Here is a 1,025-nt window from a genome sequence, read left to right as displayed (position 1 = left end):
GAATACACCATCGAGATGGTGGCGTAATTTACAGACCAGCAACACCTACGACACGCGGCCAACAACTTGGCAATGCCATACGAATTCCCGCCGCGGTGTCAGAGCGTTTGACGATCTGGACGGTCCATCGGCCGAGGGCCTTTAGCGCGTCCCGCAGTTTGGGCCCTGCATACCCGCCATCCGCAAATACATGTCGCAATGATGGATAGCGCGAGGCGATCGCTTTCAGCACATCGGGTGCGCCATCCCGATCCTGAATTCCGGCGCTGTGGACCACCAAGCCTATCAGCAATCCAACCGTGTCGGTTACGATGTGGCGCTTGCGGCCCTTGATCCGTTTGCCCGCATCATAGCCCCTAATACCACCGCTTTCAGTGGTTTTTACGCTCTGGCTATCTATGACCCCTGCCGTTGGCTGAGCTTTGCGGTTCTCGGCCAGTCGCGCAGCTTCGACCAGCTTCTGGTTTATCTCATCAAGCAAGCCGTCATCGCGCCACGCGTAGAAATAGCCCCGAACCGTTGAAACCGGCGGGAAGTCGTTGGGCAACATACGCCATTGGCATCCGGTCGTTGCAATGTAGAGGAGTGCGTCGACCACGTCGCGCAAACATGTCGTACGGGGCCGACCAGTTGTCTTCGGCGGCGACATCGAAGGCGCTATCAACGCCCATTCCGCGTCCCTCATATCGCTTGCGTATTTATCGCCTTTTCGGTCATGTTGACGGCGGGTGAGTTCAGTCCAAGCCATTGTGATCTCCATTCAGCTTCACAACCGAACAGAATCACAAACCACTGAACTCACTCAAATAGTTTTAAATCGGGCTCTCAGACAACGTGGTGCAGTTGAAGGTTCATTTCCATCAGCGCCTTCTGCATGTGCTGGATATGAGCAGCGGCATACTCCACCAGCCTCTCCCGTTGGCGCAGATACGCCCGCAGGGTGGCAATCTTGGCTGATGGCCGGAAACTGCCACGTAGCAAACCGTAGGAATGGAGCTGTCGCAGCCAACTGGCATCACTAACGT

Annotated in this window: 2 pseudogenes; both read right to left on the bottom strand. The window is 56.1% G+C overall.

What is annotated here, in order from left to right:
• Window positions 1–58: 58 nt before the first annotated feature.
• Window positions 59–748 (bottom strand): annotated as a pseudogene (locus ACGYK9_RS19405) (IS5 family transposase); the annotation flags it as partial.
• An 80-nt stretch (window positions 749–828) separates the two neighbouring features.
• A pseudogene (locus ACGYK9_RS19400) lies at window positions 829–1,025 on the bottom strand (IS110 family transposase); the annotation flags it as partial.

The sequence above is a fragment of the Sulfitobacter sp. 1A15258 genome (genome assembly GCF_043557045.1).
Taxonomy (GTDB): domain Bacteria; phylum Pseudomonadota; class Alphaproteobacteria; order Rhodobacterales; family Rhodobacteraceae; genus Sulfitobacter; species Sulfitobacter faviae.
The sequence above is the reverse complement of the archived record's forward strand: the minus strand, read 5'-3'. Positions and strand labels throughout refer to the sequence as shown.